The organism is Pseudomonas sp. ITEM 17296 (assembly GCF_028895205.1).
Lineage (GTDB): Bacteria > Pseudomonadota > Gammaproteobacteria > Pseudomonadales > Pseudomonadaceae > Aquipseudomonas > Aquipseudomonas kermanshahensis.
In genome coordinates this window covers 71,248-91,318 of record NZ_WJRS01000005.1, presented here as the reverse complement: position 1 = coordinate 91,318, position 20,071 = coordinate 71,248, and the positions used below count along the sequence as shown (strand labels likewise).

20 protein-coding genes, 1 tRNA gene and 1 pseudogene are annotated in these 20,071 nt (G+C 61.6%); 11 read left to right on the top strand and 11 right to left on the bottom strand.

The features are described 5' to 3' along the window. Positions 1–54: 54 nt before the first annotated feature. Positions 55–246: a DUF4223 family protein gene (locus GIB19_RS07995; RefSeq protein WP_027594641.1), complete on the bottom strand. Its 192-nt coding sequence runs from the start codon at positions 244–246 to the stop codon at positions 55–57. A 205-nt stretch (positions 247–451) separates the two neighbouring features. On the opposite strand from GIB19_RS07995, the gene GIB19_RS07990 reads away from it, so the two are divergent. Further along, a complete protein-coding gene (locus tag GIB19_RS07990; protein WP_027594642.1) occupies positions 452–1,069 on the top strand; it encodes a LysE family transporter in 618 nt (205 codons plus the stop codon). Between the two features lie 76 nt (positions 1,070–1,145). On the opposite strand, the gene GIB19_RS07985 is transcribed toward GIB19_RS07990, so the two are convergent. Beyond that, positions 1,146–2,309: an ATP-binding protein gene (locus tag GIB19_RS07985; RefSeq protein ID WP_274885137.1), complete on the bottom strand. Its 1,164-nt coding sequence runs from the start codon at positions 2,307–2,309 to the stop codon at positions 1,146–1,148. 427 nt (positions 2,310–2,736) lie between these two features. Between GIB19_RS07985 and GIB19_RS07980 the strand changes: the two genes are divergently transcribed. The 4 genes and pseudogenes from GIB19_RS07980 to GIB19_RS07965 all read left to right on the top strand — a co-directional run bounded on the left by GIB19_RS07980 (position 2,737) and on the right by GIB19_RS07965 (position 3,938). Continuing rightward, entirely contained in the window at positions 2,737–3,000 is a 264-nt protein-coding gene (locus GIB19_RS07980) for a hypothetical protein (protein WP_274885136.1), read from the top strand. A 136-nt stretch (positions 3,001–3,136) separates the two neighbouring features. Continuing rightward, positions 3,137–3,412 carry a DUF3077 domain-containing protein gene (locus GIB19_RS07975; protein WP_274885135.1) on the top strand — a complete coding sequence of 92 codons (276 nt, stop codon included), beginning with the start codon at positions 3,137–3,139 and terminating at the stop codon, positions 3,410–3,412. Between the two features lie 63 nt (positions 3,413–3,475). Continuing rightward, positions 3,476–3,601, top strand: a pseudogene (locus tag GIB19_RS07970) (type II toxin-antitoxin system RelE/ParE family toxin); the annotation flags it as partial. After that, positions 3,594–3,938 (top strand): addiction module antidote protein, encoded by a 345-nt coding sequence (locus GIB19_RS07965; protein ID WP_274885134.1) that lies wholly within the window; start codon positions 3,594–3,596, stop codon positions 3,936–3,938. The pseudogene GIB19_RS07970 and the gene GIB19_RS07965, both read left to right, overlap by 8 nt. 127 nt (positions 3,939–4,065) lie before the next feature. Here GIB19_RS07965 and GIB19_RS07960 read toward each other — a convergent pair. The 5 genes from GIB19_RS07960 to dapA form a co-directional block, all read right to left on the bottom strand. Next, positions 4,066–4,155 (bottom strand) — tRNA-Ser (locus tag GIB19_RS07960). Positions 4,156–4,247: 92 nt separating this feature from the next. Further along, positions 4,248–4,958 (bottom strand): phosphoribosylaminoimidazolesuccinocarboxamide synthase, encoded by a 711-nt coding sequence (gene purC / locus GIB19_RS07955; RefSeq protein ID WP_008097517.1) that lies wholly within the window; start codon positions 4,956–4,958, stop codon positions 4,248–4,250. A gap of 29 nt (positions 4,959–4,987) precedes the next feature. Then, positions 4,988–5,746: an MBL fold metallo-hydrolase gene (locus tag GIB19_RS07950; RefSeq protein ID WP_027594646.1), complete on the bottom strand. Its 759-nt coding sequence runs from the start codon at positions 5,744–5,746 to the stop codon at positions 4,988–4,990. After that, positions 5,747–6,865 (bottom strand): outer membrane protein assembly factor BamC, encoded by a 1,119-nt coding sequence (gene bamC / locus GIB19_RS07945; RefSeq protein ID WP_027594647.1) that lies wholly within the window; start codon positions 6,863–6,865, stop codon positions 5,747–5,749. Between the two features lie 17 nt (positions 6,866–6,882). Next, complete coding sequence (dapA, locus tag GIB19_RS07940) at positions 6,883–7,761, bottom strand: 4-hydroxy-tetrahydrodipicolinate synthase (RefSeq protein ID WP_099430204.1); 879 nt, start codon at positions 7,759–7,761, stop codon at positions 6,883–6,885. Between the two features lie 259 nt (positions 7,762–8,020). Here dapA and GIB19_RS07935 point away from each other — a divergent pair, with 259 nt between their 5' ends. Then, positions 8,021–8,581: a glycine cleavage system protein R gene (locus GIB19_RS07935; protein ID WP_027594649.1), complete on the top strand. Its 561-nt coding sequence runs from the start codon at positions 8,021–8,023 to the stop codon at positions 8,579–8,581. Positions 8,582–8,591: 10 nt separating this feature from the next. Then, the gene (locus tag GIB19_RS07930) at positions 8,592–9,065 is read left to right on the top strand and encodes a peroxiredoxin (RefSeq protein ID WP_027594650.1); all 474 of its coding nucleotides are present in this window, start codon (positions 8,592–8,594) and stop codon (positions 9,063–9,065) included. 100 nt (positions 9,066–9,165) lie between these two features. Here GIB19_RS07930 and GIB19_RS07925 read toward each other — a convergent pair whose 3' ends face one another. Together GIB19_RS07925 and GIB19_RS07920 are read right to left on the bottom strand one after the other, a co-directional pair. Continuing rightward, the gene (locus tag GIB19_RS07925; RefSeq protein ID WP_027594651.1) at positions 9,166–10,236 is read right to left on the bottom strand and encodes an AI-2E family transporter; all 1,071 of its coding nucleotides are present in this window, start codon (positions 10,234–10,236) and stop codon (positions 9,166–9,168) included. 20 nt (positions 10,237–10,256) lie between these two features. Continuing rightward, positions 10,257–10,496: a sulfurtransferase TusA family protein gene (locus tag GIB19_RS07920; RefSeq protein ID WP_027594652.1), complete on the bottom strand. Its 240-nt coding sequence runs from the start codon at positions 10,494–10,496 to the stop codon at positions 10,257–10,259. A gap of 120 nt (positions 10,497–10,616) precedes the next feature. Here GIB19_RS07920 and GIB19_RS07915 point away from each other — a divergent pair, with 120 nt between their 5' ends. Beyond that, positions 10,617–12,053, top strand: a complete 1,437-nt coding sequence (locus GIB19_RS07915; protein WP_027594653.1) for a M48 family metalloprotease — start codon at positions 10,617–10,619, stop codon at positions 12,051–12,053. A 118-nt stretch (positions 12,054–12,171) separates the two neighbouring features. Here the strand turns inward: GIB19_RS07915 and nadA are convergent, their stop codons facing one another. Together nadA and GIB19_RS07905 are read right to left on the bottom strand one after the other, a co-directional pair. Further along, complete coding sequence (gene nadA / locus GIB19_RS07910) at positions 12,172–13,230, bottom strand: quinolinate synthase NadA (RefSeq protein ID WP_085272423.1); 1,059 nt, start codon at positions 13,228–13,230, stop codon at positions 12,172–12,174. Positions 13,231–13,445: 215 nt separating this feature from the next. Next, positions 13,446–14,954, bottom strand: coding sequence for a YdgA family protein (locus tag GIB19_RS07905; protein ID WP_274885132.1), 1,509 nt, complete (start codon positions 14,952–14,954; stop codon positions 13,446–13,448). A gap of 473 nt (positions 14,955–15,427) precedes the next feature. Here GIB19_RS07905 and GIB19_RS07900 point away from each other — a divergent pair, with 473 nt between their 5' ends. The 3 genes from GIB19_RS07900 (at position 15,428) to GIB19_RS07890 (ending at position 20,036) form a co-directional block, all read left to right on the top strand. Beyond that, positions 15,428–16,780, top strand: coding sequence for an APC family permease (locus GIB19_RS07900; RefSeq protein ID WP_274885131.1), 1,353 nt, complete (start codon positions 15,428–15,430; stop codon positions 16,778–16,780). Positions 16,781–16,846: 66 nt separating this feature from the next. After that, positions 16,847–18,913, top strand: a complete 2,067-nt coding sequence (locus tag GIB19_RS07895) for a methyl-accepting chemotaxis protein (protein ID WP_027594657.1) — start codon at positions 16,847–16,849, stop codon at positions 18,911–18,913. Positions 18,914–19,076: 163 nt separating this feature from the next. Continuing rightward, complete coding sequence (locus GIB19_RS07890) at positions 19,077–20,036, top strand: cation diffusion facilitator family transporter (protein ID WP_265969899.1); 960 nt, start codon at positions 19,077–19,079, stop codon at positions 20,034–20,036. Positions 20,037–20,071: the final 35 nt, after the last annotated feature.

Genomic DNA, 20,071 nt, shown 5'->3' with positions numbered 1-20,071 from the left:
TGACCGGGGTCCTTGGATCACGCCGCAAGCGTCGCGATCAGGGTATCGCCAAGATTACTGCGGCTGAGGCAGTTTATCGATCGGGCCGCAGCCACCGATGACCTTGGAGATGGAAACCGAAGGGTGGAACAGGTAGTCGTACGAGCAGTTCTTCTGCTGGTTGTAGACTTGACCAGTGCAGCCGGACAGCAGGGCAACGCCCGAAACGACAGCAACGGCAACAGTGGCTTTCAACAGCTTTTTCATACTAAGTCCTTTAAATGAATCGTCGGCCATCGTACTGATGGCGCCCGGATCATACAGAACCAAGGCATTGGATCCAAGTCGCACGGGCTGCGATGTAAAAATGCGTCGCATACTTGTAGCATTAATGGACAGTTGAAAAGTAAGCCGCCGAGGAAGATAGTCTGTAGTTATGCCTTGCACCTGCACTATTACAGGAGTTCCCCCCATGCTGGGTGTTACCGACTACGGCGCCTTCGTCATCGCCTTCATCATCGTCCTGGCCATCCCTGGCCCGGGCAACTTTGCCTTGATCACGGCCACGGGCAAGGGTGGCATCAAGGCCGGTTTGGCGGCGACCTTCGGGGTAATCCTGGGTGACCAGGTGCTGCTGTGGCTGGCCGTGGCCGGCGTTGCCACCTTACTTGCCGCCTACCCTGCCGCCTTCCACGTGGTGCAATGGGCGGGTGCTGCGTACCTGGCCTACCTGGGCCTGCGCATGGTGCTGAGCAAACCCGGCGGCGCCCCGCGTGCAAGCCGCATGGACAACGGCCACTACTTGCGCCAGACGATGATGATCACCTTGCTCAACCCCAAGGCGATCATGTTCTACATGGCGTTTTTCCCGCTGTTCGTCGACCCGGTGAAGCACCAGGGGTTGCTGACCTTTGGCTTTCTGGCGGCGACCGTGGCGGTGGTGACGTTCCTGTATGGGCTGATTGCGGTGGTATTGACCCACAAGCTGGCCGAACGCATGCGCGCGAACCCACGGATTGCCAACCTGTTCGAGCGGTTGGCGGGGGTTTGCCTGGTTGGGTTCGGGATCAAGCTGGCGGCGATGCGCTGAGGGTTGTCATTTGGATTCGAGATAGCCGGGGCTGCTGCGCAGCTCACGGCTGATCGAACTGGGCACTTGCCACCGTTCAACCCTGACGCCGCATGTACTCCGCAAAAAGTGGCACGGTGAAATCCAGGAAACCATGATCGGTACTGTAGGCCATGCCTTTGGAGATAACCTTAGCTCTGGTCGGCCCCAAGGATGATTGGGATCGACCCAGTGCCTTCGCGATATCACTCACGGCATAAGGCCCATTACCAAGCTCCGACATGGCTTTGACGAATAGCACTTCCCCTGGGGTCAACTGATCTATCCGGACCCTGAAAAAACCTGCATCGAGCAAAGCCAACGTTTCAGAGTATGAATGGACTACATCTTCTAGTGAAATTTCTGGGCCTTCAGCACAGTTCCACGCAGTAGAGGCCCATTCTTGCAAAAAGAACGGATACCCCTTGGTACGGACGACAATCTCCTGTAATGCGGCTTCTGCAATAGATGCCTCCTCGTCCACGATTGGCTTTAGTACTGCTTGTGCGGCAGCTTCTGCATCCAGTGCATTGATTTCGGGATAGAGAAACAGCCGCTCGGCATAAGACTTTGCCTCGCCAGCAAGGCGCGCCACCTGAGGCAGGCCGGCTCCGACCAGTAGCACGGGCAGGCCTTCTTGAGACATACGATGCATCGAAACAATCAATGCGCGCAGGTCCGCCTCTGACAGGTACTGCACCTCATCGATCAGCAATATCCAGCCTTTGCCTGCAGCCTTTGCAGCCCGCCCGATAACGTTGAAGAGGTCTGGCAAATCGTATTGAAGGTTGCCACTGTCGGCCAACCCCGGTTCTGGCTCTACCCCAACCTCCACACCGGCAATATCGATTTTGAAGATAGAGGCAAAACCCCGAAGACCTTTCAGACCTCGATGGGCGATCTGCTTGGCGGCTTCTACAGTCGAGAGTGACCTCATGACCTTACGCATTTCTGGATAAAGCAGACGAGCCAGGCTCTCTTCTTCCGGAGACTCGACTTTGGATACCAGCAAGCCCTCGTCCTCTGCGATTTTCCCGACTTCGTTCAGCAGTACAGTCTTGCCGGTGCCTCTCAAGCCGAGAAGCATCATGGACCTTGCACTCCGGCCATTGACTGCTCGACCACAAGCTATTCGGGCATGCTCCAGCACTACATCCCGCCCAGCCAACTCGGGGGGCCGGCTGCCTGCGCCAGGTGCGAAAGGGTTGCGGTACGGGTCCATGGGCCACCTCTCAGATGGAGCTATAGCAATAGATAGCTAAGTCTAGCTAAAATTACTATCTATCAGTAGATTTTGCTATCAGAACCACCTGATCGGGCGAATCCTATCGGCCTCAGCTTTCCGCCCTACAGCCAACCTTCAGTTTTTTCCCCTATCTTGTAGTCCATTTCCCAAACATACTCCCGAGCCGCTCAAACTGTTGCTAGTGCTTGGGTCGCGCTCTAGTCTCGCCGTGTCGTTGCCAAATCAACGACTGGCTTTGACAGGCCGACAACCCAAGTTTCCGCTGCAGCGCTTCATGGCGGCTGTACATAGGGCACATTCGTGTGCGCCGGGTTGCTTGGGTACCGGTCTGTCAACCTGTGTATAGCTGCCTCCATTCGTTTGACAGCGTTGCCAGGCAGCTCCACTTACCCAAGGAGCTTTCATGCGCAAGATAGTCCCCGATCCGCCCTACTCCCTCGATTCCTCGCAGATATTGCAGGACACCCTGATTCAATCCACAGAGTACGTCCTCTGTGCCCTGTCTGTAGCCCGCCAATCAGTGCAACTCAAGCCCACCTCCCCCAACTCGATCGTGATGCAGGCAGTCATCCACGAGATGGAGGCAGTACAAAGCCTGGTTGAGTCCGCATTGATGCAATTGCAGATGCAGCCGCACATCCCCGCAGCGCCGGGCACGGTGCATTGAACGTTCGAGTAGCTGCATAGCCAGGTCCGGCCTCTTCGCGGGCAAGCCCGCTCCCACAGGGCTCTTCTCCATACCTGTGGGAGCGGGTTCACCCGCGAAGAGGCCAGACCCGGCACTAAAGATTCCAGGGAGTTAAATGACGACTACAGCCCCTCCAAAGCCGCCCACCACGGTCGGCCTGACAACGTTCTACCAAGGCGAAAACCAAACCCACCCACTCTTTCGCATCGAGCCAGGCATCTGCTGCCAAAGCGCCCGCGAACAGGCATCCGAGCTGTTGGGCTATGTACGCGACATGACCCTGACGGGGTTGATGGAGGGCGATCAGAAGTTGATCTGGGCTTCGCATTACCTGAGCGCGATGGCCAAAGCGCTGCTTGATGATGCGGAGCTGGGGTTGATGAAGCATTAGGGACAGGCAACGAAGGCATCGAACCTCTCCGCCAAGGCGCCATCATCAAGATGGCTATCTCACTACTACGTGCGTACAGGCACAACCCGCTACCTGATGCTCTACGGCAGTGATAAGACGGCTCAATCCAGAAGCATTAAACGAGCGAAGGAAATTCTTGACGCCCTGCGAGGTAAAAATCATGAGTAACACAGCCCATCACGACGAGATGCCAATCCTCGATCTAGATTTGAGCAATACCAAGCCTTTCGAAGCCTCTCGGTTCCTTGATAGCCCTGAAACCATTGCCGCGTTTCTAGCTGAAGCGATGAAGGCTAACGACGCTCAGGTCTTGATGCACGCCATGGGAGAAGTGGCGAAAGCAAGGGGCGTGAACCAGTTCGCTCAGGATGCCGGGGTAAACCGAGAATCTCTTTATAAAACACTCAAAGGTGGCGACAAGACTCGTTTCGCTACAATTCAAAAGCTCATGCTTGCCCTGGGAGTGGAGTTAACGGTTAGGCCGCTTGATAAGCATCTAGCGTAAAAGATGCCGCCTAGACCAAGGTGACATCTTTTATGACCCCGACCAGGCGACCAGAGGGGCGTATTAGAGACGAACGAAAAAGCCCCTGAAAACTCGTCGTTTTCAGGGGCTTCATCTACCACATGTATGGCGGAGAGATAGGGATTTGAACCCTAGGTACTGTTGCCAGTACAACGGATTTCGAATCCGTCCCGTTCGACCACTCCGGCATCTCTCCAATGGCGCGCATCATACCAGCGAATTTCTGAAACGCAAACCTTTATTTCAAAAAAATTCGCGTGGTATCAGGCGCTTGCGTGAACGGGCCGCTTACAGCGGCACGCCCAGGCGCTTGGCAACTTCTTCGTAGGCTTCGATGACGTCGCCCAGGCCCTGACGGAAGCGGTCCTTGTCCATCTTCTTGCGGGTTTCTTTGTCCCACAGGCGGCAGCCGTCTGGGCTGAATTCGTCGCCCAGGACGATCTGGCCGTGGAAGACGCCGAACTCCAGCTTGAAGTCGACCAGCAGCAGGCCGGCGTCATCGAACAGCTTGTTCAGCACTTCGTTGACTTTCAGCGACAGCTTTTTCATCTCGACCAGCTGCTCGGCGGTGCCCCAGCCGAACGCGACAACGTGGGATTCGTTGATGAAGGGGTCGCCCTTCTCGTCGTTCTTCAGGAACAGTTCGAAGGTGGACGGCTCCAGCTTGATGCCCTCCTCCACGCCCAGGCGCTTGACCAGGCTGCCCGCGGCGTAGTTACGCACCACGCACTCGACTGGGATCATGTCGAGCTTCTTCACCAGGCACTCGTTGTCGCCCAGCAGCTTGTCGAACTGGGTCGGCACGCCGGCTTCTTCGAGCTTTTGCATGATGAAGGCGTTGAACTTGTTGTTCACCATGCCTTTGCGGTCGAGCTGTTCAATGCGCTTGCCGTCGAACGCCGAGGTGTCGTTGCGGAACAGCAGGATCAAGCGGTCGGCGTCGTCGGTCTTGTAAACCGATTTGGCCTTGCCGCGGTAAAGTTCTTCGCGTTTTTCCATGATGGGCTCCGCTTGCTTGAGTAGTTGGGCTAGGCGATTTCGCGCCAGTCGAGCCCGTGTTCCTGATTCGCCACCTGAAGCCAGTCCGGGTCGCACCCAAGGGTGTCGACGAAGCACTGGCGGGCCAGTTGTGGCAGGTTGTTCTTGCTGCTGAGGTGGGCCAGCACCAGGTGTTGCAGGTTGCTCCAGCCCAACTCGTCCACCAGGCGCGCAGCCTGGTGATTGTTCAAATGCCCTTGCGCGCCACCCACCCGCAGCTTCAAGAAGGCCGGGTAGTGCCCGCGCGCCAGCAGGTCACGGCAGTGGTTAGCCTCGATCAACAAGGCATCCAGGCCTTGGTAGCGCTCCAGCAACAACGCATCGTACGAGCCCAGGTCGGTGAGCATGCCGAAACGCCGTCGGCCGTCGCTGAACACGTACTGCAACGGCTCGTAGGCGTCGTGTTCGACGCGCGCCGCCGTCACCTCCAGGCCACCGATGCGCAGGCTGTCGCCACACGCGAGAAAACCGGCCACCTCCACCGGCTTGCGCAGGCCGCGCAAGGTCCCTTGGCTGAGGTAGACCGGTACATTGTAGCGCCGCGACAGCAACCCCACCCCATGCACGTGGTCGGCATGTTCGTGGGTGACCAGCACGGCGCTAAGCTGTGCTGCGCTGACCCCGAGCAGCGCCAGGCGCCGCTCGGTTTCACGCAGGGAAAACCCGCAATCGACCAGGATGAGCGTGTCACCACTGGCGATCAGCGTGCCGTTTCCCTGGCTGCCGCTTCCGAGTACCGCGAAGCGCACTTAACCCAGGTGGTCCTGAATGGCGCTCAGCACGCGGCGGGCGACATCGGCCGGAGCCACGGTGTTGATGTTTTTCTCGACCGTTACCTGCACGCTTTCACCGACCTTGCTCAGGCGCACCTGGTAGCGTTCGGCACGGGCTTCACGCTCTTCCTTGGACGGCGCACTGCCGAACAGGCGGCTGAAGAAGCCCGGCTCGTTCTGCTTGTCGTCAGGCTTTTCGGACAGGTTGATGTAGTACAGGCCCAAGCTGCGGTTGATGTCTTCGACACGCCACTCGCCACCTTGCTCCAAGGCGCGGCCTACGCTGGACCAGGCACGATCCAGGTCGGCGCCCAGGTACAGCACCGGGTTGCCGCTGCCGTCTTCGCTCAGGCTGACGCGGCTCGGGGCATCGAAATCGCGTGCGGCCAGCAGCGAGACCGACCCGCCCTTCTCGGCGCTGCGGTTCATGCTGGCAAGCATTTCGTCGACCAGCAGGGCATCGGCGCCAGTGTTGCTGGACGAGGACGGGAAACCAGGCTCGGCAGTGCTGCCGGCCGGGCGCTCGACGCTGACGATGTACACCTCGGAGGTGTTGCGTTGCACGCCGGGCTCCATGCGTACACGCACGCGCACTTCGCTGTCTGCGCTGCTGGCGGTGCTCGCCAGGCGCTGACCGAGTGACGCGGAGAGTTCGTCGAAACGCTGCCAGGTGGTGTTGAATTCGCCAGTCTGTGGGCGCTCTTCAGCAATGCGGAAGCCATTGTCTTCAAAGAACTGACGGGCTGCCGGCCAAACTTCGGCGGGCGAGCGCTGGGCCAGGACCCAACGGCTGTTGCCGCTGCGCTGCAGGCTGAAATCGCTGACTTCAGCACCCGCAGTCAGGGGCTGCGGGCGCGGTACTTCGAACTCGCCGGTGGCACGGTCATCAGCAACGTTACGCGGAATAGGCAACAGCGGGTCGAGGCGCTTGACGTTGCTGGCGTCCGGCGGCAGTTGCATCGGCGCAGTCGGGTGCGCCTGCAGGTAATCGCTGCCGCGGTCGCGGAAATAACCCTCGTCGCCCCACAGCCAGCCGCAACCGCTGGTGCTGGAAATGATCAGGGCAAGGGCGGAAAGACCAGCCAGTCGCTTCATGCGGTGTACTTCCTCGATTAAACCAGTACGCCGGACTGGCGCAAGGCAGTACGGACTTTTTCGTGACAGCCTTCGCTCAGCCAGGTCAGCGGCAGGCGAATGCCCTTGTGCATCAGGCCCATTTCAACGAGCGCCCACTTCACCGGAATAGGGTTGGCTTCGCAGAACAGGTCTTTGTGCAGCGGCATGAGTTTTTCGTTGATCGCGCGGGCCTTCTCGGCATTGCCCTCAAGGGCGGCCTCGCACAGATCGGCCATTTCGCGCGGGGCGACGTTGGCGGTCACGGAGATGTTGCCCTTGCCGCCCAGCAGGATCAGCTCGACAGCGGTCGGGTCGTCGCCGGACATGACGATGAAGTCCTTGCTGACGCCATCGAGGATGGCTTTGGCGCGGGCCAGGTCGCCGGTGGCTTCCTTGATGCCGATGATGTTCGGCACGGTCGACAGGCGGATCACGGTCTCGGCCTGCATGTCGCACGAAGTGCGGCCGGGCACGTTGTAGAGGATCTGCGGGATGTCGACGGCTTCAGCGATGTGCTTGAAGTGCTGGTACAAGCCTTCCTGGGTCGGCTTGTTGTAGTACGGCACGACCAGCAGGCAGGCATCGGCGCCAGCGTTCTTGGCGTTCTGGGTCAGGTGCACGGCTTCCGACGTGGAGTTGGCGCCGGTGCCTGCGATGACCGGGATGCGGCCATTGACACGTTTGACAACAAATTCGATGACCTCGATGTGTTCTTCAACAGTCAGGGTGGCCGACTCGCCGGTGGTGCCGACGGCGACGATCGCATGAGTGCCGTTTTCCAGGTGGAAGTCTACAAGTTTGCCGAGGCTGTCCCAGTCAAGACGCCCTTGTGCATCCATGGGAGTGACCAATGCCACCATACTGCCCGCAATCATGTAACTGCTCCTGCCGGAAAAAGAGAGCGGTAATGGTACTGGGGGCATCGGCCTTGCACAAGCGAAGCAGGCGGGCGGAGCATTCCCCTCGGCGGCTTATTTCGCTACCCTTGGCCCTTTGATCGGTGCAGCGCGGCCCGCCGGGCCGTCGACCTTGCTCCCCGCCGGCGTCCACGACCTCGCATGCGAGCCCCGGGCCCTGCCGACTGGAGGCTTTTGCCTGTCCTGCACCGACCGCTCATCGCTTTAGGAATGCTGCATGTCCACCCCCACCGTCCGCGAACAATTCCTTGTCATCAGTGCCCTGGGCCCAAACCCCATGGAACTGGCCAACGTCCTCAGCCGCGCTGCCTTCGAAAACCGCTGCGCGGTCGTCACTTCGCGCCTGAGCCGCCATGGCGAGACCAGCGCCCTGGTGCTGCAGGTCGGTGGCAGCTGGGACGCCCTGGCGCGTCTTGAAGCTTCCCTGCCGGGCCTGGGCAAAAAGCACGGCCTGACCCTCGATGTGGTGCGCAGCGCCGACCAGGAGGTGCGCCCGCAGGCGCTGCCTTACGTGGCCTATGTCAGTGCGGCCTACCGCCCGGACATCATCAATGAGCTGTGCCAGTTCTTCCTCGACCACCGCGTCGAGCTCGAAGCCATGACCTGCGACACCTACCTGGCGCCACAAACCGGCAGCAGCATGCTCAACGCCCAGTTCACCGTGATCCTGCCCGCCGGCACCCAGATCAGCTGGCTGCGTGACCAGTTCCTGGACTTTGCCGATGCCTTGAACCTGGATGCGCTGATCGAGCCTTGGCGCCCACAGAACCCCGTGTAAGGAAGCCCCTATGGCCGTAGCACTCGACCAACCCGTTGCCGATTTCCAGGCCCAGGCCACCAGCGGCCAGACGGTCAGCCTCGCCGAGCTCAAGGGCCGCCAGGTGGTGGTGTACTTCTACCCGAAGGACAGCACCCCGGGCTGCACCACCGAAGGCCAGGGTTTCCGCGACCAGCATGACGCCTTTGCCGCAGCCAACACCGTGGTGTTCGGCGTGTCGCGCGATGGCATCAAGTCGCATGAGAACTTCAAGGCCAAGCAAGGCTTCCCGTTCGAGCTGATCAGCGACAAGGACGAGGCCCTGTGCCAGCTGTTCGACGTGATCAAGCTGAAGAAGCTGTATGGCAAGGAATACATGGGCGTGGACCGCAGCACCTTCCTGATCGACAAGGACGGTGTGCTGCGCCAGGAATGGCGTGGGGTGAAGGTACCAGGGCATGTGGAGGCCGTTTTGGCGGCGGCCCAGGCTTTGAACAAGGCTTGAGATTGGTTGGGGCCGCTTCGCGCCCCATTCGCAGCACAAGGCTGCTCCTACAACGGCAACCTTGTGCTGCGAATGGGCCGCAAAGCGGCCCCAATGTCATTCAGAGCAGTGGCGAAACACTCGGCTCCTGCCGCGGCCAGGCATCCAGCACGGCCTTGAACAGCGTCGCCAGCGGGATCGCGAAGAAGATCCCCCAAAAGCCCCAGAGCCCACCAAACAACAACACCGCGCAGATGATCGCCACCGGGTGCAGGCTGACCGCCTCGGAAAACAGCAGCGGCACCAGCACGTTGCCATCCAGTGCCTGAATGATCGCGTACACCGTCATCAGGTAGATGAACTGGTCCCCCCAGCCCCACTGGAACAAGGCAATCAGCGTCACCGGCACCGTCACCACCACCGCGCCCACATAAGGCACCACCACCGACAAGCCCACCAGCAGCGCCAGCAGCGCGGCATAGTTGAGCCCCAGGCTGATGAAGGCGATGTAGGTGGCAATCCCGCAGATCAGGATCTCGATACCCTTGCCACGGATGTAGTTGGCAATCTGCCGATTCATCTCGCTGCCCACCCGGTTCAACAGTGTGCGCTGGCGCGGCAGATAACCACTGACCCAGCGGGCGATCATTTCCCGGTCCTTGAGGAAGAAGAACACCAGGATCGGCACCAGCACCAGGTAGATCATGGCGTTGACCAGCAGCGGCAGGCTCGACAGCGAGAAGGTCAGCGCCCATTGGCCAAACTTGCCGATTTCACCGCGCACCGACTCGATAGCTCGCAACACCTGCTCATCCGACACCAGGTGTGGGTAGCGCTCAGGCAGCAGCAACAACAGCGACTGCCATTTGCCGAGCATGCCGGGCAACTCGTTGAAGAGGGTGATCAGCTGATGCCAGAGCAACGGCACCAGCACCAGCAGGATGACCGCCAGCGCCCCCATGAACAGCGCGAACACCACCGCCACCGCCAGCCGAGTAGGCACGCGCAGACGCTCCAGGGCGTTGACCAGGCCTTGCATCAGGAACGCCAGGACCATCCCCGCCAACACCGGCGCGAGCATGCCGCCCAGGGTCAGTACCGCGGTAAAGGCCAGAAACAGCAGGACCGCCAGCACCACTGCCTCTTCATCGGAGAAGTAGCGCTGCATCCAGTCGCGAAGCACTTTGAACATTGACGATCCTTGGTTAAGACTCAGGCCTTGCGCAGCCAGTAGGTGTAGGTACCGGCCTCGGCCGTTTCGTGCAGCAGCGTATGACCGGCCAGCTTGGCAAAAGTGCGGAAGTCACGCTGCGAGCCGGCATCGGTGGCAATCACCTTGAGCACCGCGCCACTGGCCAGGCGGTTGAGTTCCATCTTCGCCTTCAGCAGTGGCAGTGGGCAGTTCAGCCCGCTGGCGTCGAGTTCGGCGTCGCAGGTCAGGGTGTCACTCATCAGGGGTTCTCCACACGCGGGTAGACGTCTTTGGTAACAGGCCCGCTAGGATACCGCCACTGGTCGCCAACGTGTGAGCGGGCTACAGTAGAGGCCTTTGACCCGACGCGAGCTTCGTGCATGAATCTACTGCGCCCTACCCTGTTGACGCTGGCCTGCCTGATGGCCCTTCCCGGCCATGCTGACGACCTGCCATCACTGGGTGATGCCAGCTCTGCGATCGTCTCGCCGCAGCAGGAACACCAGCTCGGCCGCGCCTGGCTCAGCCTGTTGCGTGGCCAGGTCAACCAGCTGAACGACCCGCAGCTCAAGGACTACGTCGAAACCAGCGTGTACCGCCTGGCAGAAACCAGCCAGCTGCAGGACCGACGCCTGGAATTCATCCTGATCGACAGCCGCGAGCTCAACGCATTCGCCGCCCCTGGGGGCATCGTCGGGGTCAACGGCGGCCTGTTCCTCAATGCCCAGACCGAGGGCGAATACGCCTCGGTACTGGCGCACGAACTGGCGCACTTGTCGCAGCGCCACTTTGCCCGTGGTGTCGAAGCCCAGCAACGCATGCAACTGCCCATGATGGCAGCGCTGCTGGCTGGCATCGTGCTGGCGGCCGGGGGCGCTGGCGACGCTGGCATCGGCATGATTGCCGGCACCCAGGCGGCGGCGATCCAAGAGCAGCGGCGCTTTTCGCGGCAAAACGAGCAGGAAGCCGACCGCGTCGGTATCCAGAACCTGGAAAAGGCCGGCTACGACCCGCGCAACATGCCAAGCATGTTCGAGCGCCTGGCGCGCCAGTACCGCTACGATGCCAAGCCGCCAGAATTCCTGCTGACTCACCCGGTTACCGAGTCGCGCGTTGCCGACACCCGCAACCGCGCCGAGCAGGCGCCCAAGGGCGGCATCGAAGACACCCAGCGCTACCAGTTGATCCGCGCCCGCGTGGCCCTCACCTACGAAGGCACCCCAGGCCTTGCCGCCAAGCGCTTCCGCGCCCAGCTGGATGAAGACCCCAAACTGGACGCCGCACGCTACGGCCTGGCCCTGGCGCAGATCAAGGGCGGCCAGCTCAACGAAGCCCGCGAACTGCTCAAGCCGTTGCTGGCCAAAGCGCCCAACGACATTACCTATAACCTCGCGCAGATCGACCTGGACATCACCAACAACCGCCTCGCTGACGCCCAGCAGCGTGCCGAGCGCATGCAGGGGCTGTACCCGGGCAACTACCCGCTGAAACAGGTGCGGGCCGACCTGCTGGTGAAGCAGAACAAGCCAGCTGAAGCGGAAAAAGTACTGAACGACCTGCTCAAGAGCCGGCCGGATGATCCGGATGTGTGGTACGACGTTGCCGAAGTGCGGGGGTTGTCGGGTAACACCATCGGCTTGCACCGGGCGCGTGCCGAGTACTTCACCTTGGTCGGTGACTTCGACCAGGCTATCCAGCAGCTGGATTACGCCAAGCGTCGTGCGGGGAGCAATTTCCCGCTGGCGTCACAGATCGATCAGCGCCAGCGCGAGGTCATGGAGCAGCAGCGGATGGTCAGGGAGATGATGGGGCGCTGAGTTTTTCGGGAGCGCTTTGCGCTCCATTCGCAGCACAAGGCTGCTCCTACAGGAGATCGCATTCCCCTGTAGGAGCAGCCTTGTGCTGCGAATGGGCCGCAGAGCGGCCCCAGCATTTTCAGGCGTTACCCGAAAGCTTCAAGCGCGCCGCCTGGGTGAAATCCAGCATGCGGTTAAGCGGTTTGATCGCCTTGGGCACCAACGCCGGATCAACGAAAATCTCGTTGCTGCCCGTGCGCAAGCATTCCAACACCCGCTCCAGCGTGTTCATCGCCATCCACGGGCAGTGCGCGCAGCTGCGGCACGCAGCACCGTTACCGGCAGTCGGGGCCTCGACGAATTCCTTGTCCGGGCACAGCTGCTGCATCTTGTAGAAGATGCCGCGGTCGGTCGCGACGATGAAGGTCTTGTTCGGCAGGGTCTGCGCGGCTTTGATCAACTGACTGGTGGAGCCAACCGCGTCAGCCAGGTCGATCACCGATTCTGGCGATTCGGGGTGGACCAGAATAGCGGCATCCGGGTAAAGCGCCTTCATGTCGGCCAACTGACGCGACTTGAACTCTTCGTGGACGATGCACGCACCGTCCCACAGCAGCATGTCGGCACCGGTCTGCTTCTGGATGTAACGGCCCAGGTGCTGGTCCGGGCCCCAGATGATGGTCTCGCCGTTGTCCATCAGGCTTTCGACAATCTCCAGTGCGCAGCTCGAGGTCACCACCCAATCGGCACGGGCCTTCACGGCCGCCGAGGTATTGGCATACACCACCACGGTGCGTTCCGGGTGCTGGTCGCAGAAGGCCGAAAACGCTTCGACCGGGCAACCCAGGTCGAGGGAGCAGGTGGCTTCAAGGGTGGGCATCAGCACGCGTTTTTCGGGGGTGAGAATTTTTGCCGTCTCACCCATGAAGCGCACGCCGGCGACGATCACGGTTTCGGCGGGGTGGTTCTTGCCGAAGCGGGCCATTTCCAGCGAGTCGGATACGCAGCCGCCGGTTTCTTCGGCCAGCGCCTGGATGACCGGGTCGCAGTAGTAATGGGCGACCAGCACGGCGTTCTGGGCCTTGAGCTCGGCAGCGATGGCCGCACGGTATTCGGCCTCCTGCTCGGCTGTCAGCGGGTTGAGCTGTTTGGCGTCGAGGTGGGCCTGAACCAACAGGCGTTCGGAAATCTGGGTCATGATCGCTGGACCTGCAAGCGCGTGCGCGCATCAAATCGAGTGTATCACCCGGCCCTGGCAGATCGGCTAAGGGCGCCGGACGGCGCGCAGGCCATCACGGCCCTCTGCGGGCGCGGATTATTATCGGACGCCGAAGGCTACAGACAATCGAGGGAATTCAAAAGGGGTTTTTATGCAGCCTGCCCCGGCGAACGAGCCGGGGCAGGCTTAGCGAATCAACCTTGCGGCTGCAAGGCGGCAAGACGCATGGACATCAGCATGGCGAACTCCTCTACGGTCATCTTCTGGCCATTGAAGTCGACCATGCCATCGGCATAGTGCAGGCGGGTCACCACGTCGTTGCCCTGCACCGTGGCCATGCCGCTCTGCAGCGCCATCATGCCAACCATTTCACCTGCCTGGCTCGACTGCATGGCGATGGCCTGGGCATCGGTCTGCCCTTCCAAAAGTGCCTGCAAGGTTGCCAGGTCACCGATCATCGGCTTGGACAGCGACAGCGACGTCTTGACCTCGGTGATCAGTTGTTTGCTCAGCTGGTCGGGCGGCAGGTCGAAGGAGGACGGGCTGGCGAAGTCCATTGCCAGGTTGAAGCGGCTCTCGCCGTTGGCGGTCTTGAACGACAGGTTTTCTACCGCGAGCTTGGGCTTGGAGGCCAGCAGCTGCTGCAGGTCAGCCTGGAACTTGGCCTTCTCGGCTTCGCCCATCTGGATCTGTGGCACTGCCTGGCCCGCTGCGGCTGCAGCCTCGAACTCCGGCAAGTGCGCCTGGTACCAGTGCGACAGCGCTTGCAGCGCCGGCGCATTGACCGACTTGATGCTCACGGCCATCTGCGCATTGCCGACGGCGCGGCCGTCCCAGGTGATATCCGCCAGCGTGTAATCCGCGCGCCCACCGACGGTGTCCGGGCCGTCGAGGGCTTGCTGGGCTTTCTGCTCAAAGCCTTTGATCGACAGCACCTGCTGCTTGGGCCCCAAGGTCACCTTGGTTTCCGCCAGCGACAGGTCGACCTTGCCGACATAGATCGCATCGTGCTGGGTGGCGGCCAGGTCGCCGTCGACCTTCAAGCCCTTCAGCTCGAAGGTGGCAGGCGGCTGATCGTCGTGCACCCACTTCATTTCGAAGCGCTCGGCGCTGCCCTGGAATTTCGTCGCCTTGCCTTCGCGGTCGCCGCTGAGCTGCAACTGCATGCCCGAGAACGCGAGGCTGTTGCCGTCGGTTTCGTTGACCTTGAGCGGGGCCAGCAGGACCGTGCTGTCGACGTTGCCGCCGTAGCCCAGGCTGGTCTGCGCGCTGACCGGCGCCTGTTCGCCCGCTGCCGCGAACCAGGGGGCGGTGAAATCGTCCTTCTGCAGGGTGCTGTTGCTGACAGCCAGCACGGGCATCAGCTTCAGTGCCTTGACCCGCGACCACGGGAATGGGCCATGCTCGATCTGGTCGGTCATGCCTACATCGAAACTGACCACTTCGTCGTCGCCCAGGTTGATGTCCTTGGCCTTGAGCCGGTACTGGGCGGTACTGCTGAAGAAGTGCCGATCCAGCGAGACCAGTTCGACGGTCAGGCTGCCACCGACGCCCACCAGGGCTTTTTTCAGTTCGGCGTTGCTGCGGTTGACGGAATATTCCAGCTCCGCAGGCAAGCGCTCGCCGGTGTACCAGGCGCCAGCGGTGGTTGCGACGGCAATGGCGATAGCCAGGCCGGTAAGGATGCCTACTGATTTCTTCATGAATAGAACCGAATGCTGTCCATAAGGGCTTACACGTGGCCAAGGTGCCACGCAAGGCCTGAAGAATATCACCGCAGCCTCTGGCAGGTGGTGGCCGAAGCCGAGAAATCCCGCTTTTAGGACCCGTCTGATAGGCCCATAGGAAACATCCTATTTGTTCAATTTTACGAACATCTAAATCGATCAAAACCGCAAAAAACCGCGCAAAAACTGAACAAAACCCCATTGAAATCGATAAATGTTTCAGTTTGGCAACATCTTGTCATGTTTAACTTGACACCAACCTACCCATCGTTTTTTATTTTCACCACTTGCACCGCGCCCACCCCACAAAGAACAACCGGCGCCTCGCACGCGCCTCCCTCTGCTCCGAACAATAAAGGTGAACAACATGGAGCCCACCCGCTCGCCCTTGCCGCATGCGCAACTCACTGTGCCCGCCGTTCACGTCCAGCCGCAGGAGCCACGCCAGCATGCAGCCTGACCACAGCGCTTCCGGCGGCGACCAATTCCGCAAATCCCTGCGCCTCTGGCACGTGGTGATCATCGGCCTGGCCTACCTGACGCCGATGACCGTGTTCGACACCTTCGGCATTGTTTCCGGCATCACCGCCGGGCACGTGCCCAGCGCCTACATCCTGGCGCTGGCCGGTATCCTGTTCACGGCGGTGAGCTACGGCACCCTGGTACGACGCTTCCCGCAATCGGGTTCGGCCTACACCTACACCCAGCGCGCCATCAACCCGCACGTGGGCTTCCTGGTGGGCTGGTCATCGCTGCTGGACTACCTGCTGCTGCCCATGGTCAATGCCTTGCTGGCCAAGCTCTACCTATCGGCCATGTTCCCCGAAGTGCCGGCGTGGGTCTGGGTGGCCGGGTTCGTCAGCCTGATCAGCCTGATCAACATGCGCAGTATCAACCTGGTGGCGCACTTCAACCTGTTGTTCGTGGCGGTGCAGGTCGCGATCATTGCGGTGTTCATCTACCTCTGCGTGCGTGGCCTGGGCCACGGCGAAGGGCTGGGCACCACCTGGAGCCTGCTGCCGTTCGCCGACAACCAGACCCACCTCAGCGCCTTGGCCGCTGGTGCCACCATCCTGTGCTTCTCGTTCCTGGGCTTCGACGCAGTGACGTGCCTGTCTGAAGAAACCCGCGACCCAGGCAAGACCATCCCACGGGCCATCTTCCTGACCGCGCTGATCGGCGGGATGGTGTTCATCCTGGTCTCGTACTTCATCCAGGCCTACTTCCCGACCATGGCGCGCTTCCATGACCAGGAAGCCGCCCTGCCGGAGATCGCCCTGTACGTGGGCGGCAAGCTGTTCCAGTCGGTGTTCATCGCCTGCACCGTGATCAATACCATCGCCTCGGGCCTGGCCTCTCAGACCAGCGTCTCGCGCCTGCTGTACGTGATGGGCCGCGACAATGTAATCCCGGCCAGCATCTTTGCCCGCCTGCACTCGCGCTACAAGACACCGGTGATGAACATCGCCGTGGTCGGGCTGATCTCGCTGTCGGCGATCTTCTTCGACCTGGTCACCGCCACGTCGATCATCAACTTCGGCGCCCTGGTCGCGTTCAGCTTCGTCAACCTGTCGGTGATCAACCACTGCTACCTGCGCGAAGGCAACCGCAAAGGCTTGGCCAACAAGCTGAAGTACCTGGTACTGCCGACCATCGGCTTCTGCATCATCGTTTCGCTGTGGCTGGACCTGAACGCGCACTCGTTGATGTTCGGCGGGCTTTGGGCACTGCTCGGGGTGATCTACCTGGCCTGGCTGACCAAGGCCTTCAGGGTTGCGCCACCGAACTGCATCGCTGAATGACCCACGCTGCCGACAACGCCCGCGCCTGACCGCGGGCGTTGTCCTTGATCGAAAAGGAAAGCCCTCATGTCGCTGCGTCGCCTCTCCATCCAGTGGAAGATCACCCTGCTTGCCGGCTTGTGCCTGCTGGCCATCGTCGCACTGCTGGTCACCACCTCGCTGACCCAGGCCCGGCGCAGCGCGGCATTGGTCAGCCAGGCCAACTCGGAAATGCTCGACCACAGCGCGCGCCTGCGCCTGCAGGCGCACGCCGAAACCCAGGCGCTGCGTATCCAGCGCTATTTCATGGACGCCTATCAGCACGGTAATGGCTTCCGACGCCTGGTACAGGTGCTGAAGGCCCGCGGCGGCAACGACTTGCGTGGCGAGCTGACCCGCGAGGCGCGCGCCAGCCTGGCCAGCAACCCGGATGTGATCGGCCTGTACCTGGTGTTCCAGCCGGACGCGCTGGACCACCAGGACAGCCAGTTCGTCGCCCAGGAGGCCGTGGGCAGCAACGACAGCGGGCGCTTCTCGCTGTACTGGTCGCAGCCACGCCCAGGCACCCTGGAGCAAGAAGCCATGCCTGAGGCGATGCTCGCCGACACCCGCACCAGCACCAGCGGCAGCCCGCAAAACCGCTGGTTGACCTGCCCGCAAGAAACCGCCCGGACCTGCATGCTCGAGCCGTACCTCGACGAAGTCAACGGCCGCCAGGTGCTGATGACCAGCATTGCCCTGCCCCTGCTGGAAAACGGCAAGGTCGTCGGCGTGGTCGGCCTGGACATAGGCCTGGACAACCTGCAGCAGTTGAGCCTGAACGGCCGCCAGGAGCTGTTCGACGGCCAGGGCCAGGTCAGCATCGTCAGCCCGGCCGGCCTGCTGGCGGGCCACAGCCGCGACAGCAGCCAGCTCGGCAAGGCGCTGGACGCGGCGGTACCACACGGCTTGCTGCGCGTTGCTCACCCGTTCAGCCCCATCCCCGACGCAGCGCCCTGGCAAGTGTTGCTGGAGTTGCCTGAAAGCGTGCTGCAAGCACCGGCCATGGCGCTCAACCAACGCCTGGGTGCGCACAACCAAACTGCCAACCTCACCAGCCTGCTGATCGGCCTTGGCGCCGCTGTGCTGGGCCTGGTACTGGTCTGGCTGACCGCGCGCGGCGTGACGCGGCCGATTCTCGCCGTCGCCGCACGCCTGAAAGACATCGCCAGCGGCGAGGGTGACCTCACGCGCCGCCTGGACTATGCCCGCGAGGACGAACTGGGCCAACTGACCGGCTGGTTCAACCGCTTTCTCGACAAACTCCAGCCGGTGATCGCCCAGGTCAAAGGCTCGCTGCAGGAAGCCCGTGGCACTGCCGACCAGTCCGCCGCCATCGCCAGCCAGACCAGTAACGGCATGCAGCAACAGCACCGGGAAATCGAGCAGGTCGCCACCGCGGCCAACGAAATGAGCGCCACCGCGCTGGATGTAGCCCACAACGCCTCCCAGGCCGCCCAGGCGGCCCGTGGCGCCGACCAGGCAAGCCGCGAAGGCCTGCAACTGATTGCCAGCACCCGCCAGGCCATCGACCGCCTGGCAGCCGACATGAACACCGCGATGGACGAGGCGCGCACCCTGGAAAGCCGCAGCGATCAGATCGGCTCGGTGCTAGAGGTGATCCGTGCGATTGCCGAGCAGACCAACCTGCTGGCGCTCAATGCCGCCATCGAAGCGGCCCGCGCCGGCGAGGCTGGCCGTGGCTTCGCCGTGGTCGCCGATGAAGTGCGCAGCCTGGCCCAACGCACTCAGGTGTCGGTCGAGGAAATCCGCCAGGTCATCGAGGGCCTGCAGCAAGGCACCCAAGATGTGGTGGGCGCCATGCATGAGGGCCAGCGCCAAGCCCAGGCCAGCGCAACGCGCATGGAACAGGCGCTGCCGGCCCTGCAGCGTATCGGCGAGGCGGTGGCGGTGATCAGCGACATGAACCTGCAGATCGCGTCGGCGGCCGAGGAACAAAGTGCGGTGGCCGAGGAAGTGAACCGTAACGTGGCAGGTATTCGTGATGTGACAGAATCGCTGGCTGGCCAGGCCGATGAATCGGCGCGGATAAGCCAGGCGCTGAACCGGCTGGCCAATCAACAACAGGCGCTGATGGAACAATTTCGCGTGTAGGAGCGGCCTTGTGTCGCGAAAGGGCTGCACAGCAGCCCCAGCACTATCGGCGACGCCTCTGAAATCTTGGGGCTGCTCTGCAGCCCGATCGCGACACAAGGCCGCTCCTACAATAATTGCGCAACACTGAAGATAGTTACTTCGTTACGACTGAGCTCATTTCATGGATCCCCAAAACAAACAACCGTTCTTCGACATCACCAGCGAACAAGGCCTGCTACGCACCTCGATCGCCGTTACCCTGTTCATCGCCACCATCGGCATTGCCTTCGGCCTGGCCTCGGGCTCGTTCTCGATCATCTTCGACGGCGTTTACTCGCTGGTCGACGCCAGCATGAGCGGCCTGTCGCTGGTGGTGGTCAAGCTGATCACCTCTCACGCCACCAGCCTGCAGATGTCACGCAAGCTGCGTGAGCGCTTCACCATGGGCTTCTGGCACCTGGAACCCATGGTGCTAGCGCTCAATGGCATCCTGCTCAGCGGCGTAGCCATCTATGCGTTGATCAACGCCGTCAGCAGCGTGCTGCAAGGCGGGCGGCACTTGGAGTTCGGCATCGCCATGGTCTACGCGGTACTGACCGTGATCGCCTGCGTGACCATCGCAGTCGTCGAAGCCCGGGCAAACCGCAAGCTGGGGTCGGACTTCGTACGCATGGACGTCAAGGGTTGGGTGATGTCAGCGAGCATCACCGCCGCGTTGCTGATCGCTTTCTGCTTTGGTTATGCGGTGCAGGGCACGCAGTGGGAATGGATGTCCCCGTACATCGACCCGGCGGTGCTGGCACTGGTCTGCCTGGTGATCATTCCATTGCCGCTGTCGGTGGTACGCCAGGCGTTTTCAGAGATATTCCTGGTGACGCCGGGAGACCTCAAACTGCATGTCGATGAAGTCGCCAAGGCCTTCGTCGCGCGCCATGGGCTGCAGTCGTACCGCGCCTATGTGGCCAAGGTAGGGCGTTCGCGGGAGATCGAGCTGTACTTCATCGTGCCTACCGGCATGGGCGCGAAAACCATCGATGAATGGGATGCGTTGCGCAATGAGATCGGCGATGCCGTGGGCGGCGAAGGGCCGGACCGTTGGTTGACCGTGGTGTTTACCGGGGATCCAGAGTGGGCTGAGTAACCGGCAGTTCGCGCCAGAAACGACAAAGCCCGCTA